The sequence below is a fragment of the Streptomyces carpinensis genome (assembly GCF_002154505.1).
GTDB classification, from domain to species: domain Bacteria; phylum Actinomycetota; class Actinomycetes; order Streptomycetales; family Streptomycetaceae; genus Streptomyces; species Streptomyces carpinensis.
The window spans coordinates 1-611 of the sequence record NZ_MUBM01000792.1; the positions used below are offsets into that span (position 1 = coordinate 1).

1 pseudogene is annotated in these 611 nt (G+C 71.0%); it reads right to left on the minus strand.

The window, feature by feature from the left end:
* A pseudogene (locus BZY54_RS48805) lies at window positions 1-288 on the minus strand (hypothetical protein); the annotation flags it as partial.
* Between the last annotated feature and the right edge of the window lie 323 nt (window positions 289-611).

Here is a 611-nt window from a genome sequence, read left to right on the forward strand (position 1 = left end):
GCCCGAACCGGTCCCCGAACCGCCGGCCCCCGCGCCACCGGAGTCGTCACGCCCGCCGGGGTGTTGGCTGATCGCGGGACCCGATCCGGAGGGACCCGGCGTGATCGTGGCAGGCGTGGGATGCTTACCGTTGGACGCGCCGCCGCTGTTCTTGTGACCCCCGCCGCCCGAGGTGGCCAGATAGGTGATCAGCAGGGCCAACAGGGCGACCACGGACAGCAGTACGACCCTCCGACGCCAGTAGATGGAGGAGGGAAGCGGCCCGACCGGATTGCGCAGAGATCCCACGGCCCAAACTGTACGAGAGATCCTGGCCTCAGCCCGCCCCACCCGCCGCGACGACCACAACTTTTCCGGATCATCATCCCAGCAACGCCCTTACCTGCGGCCCTTCTTGTGATCACCGCGGCCGGATCGCGACAGTCGGTGACGACACCGTGACGCGCCGGGTCACGCGGCCGTCGATCCGCACGTGGCAGGATCGGAAGTGCCATGACTGCGCCCACACTGCCCCCACACAGCAGCTCCACCGCCCCGGCCCCCGACGCCGACGACGCTGCCGCCGCCGACAGCGCCACTGACGCCGCCACCGCCACCGCGGCCGCCGCCGA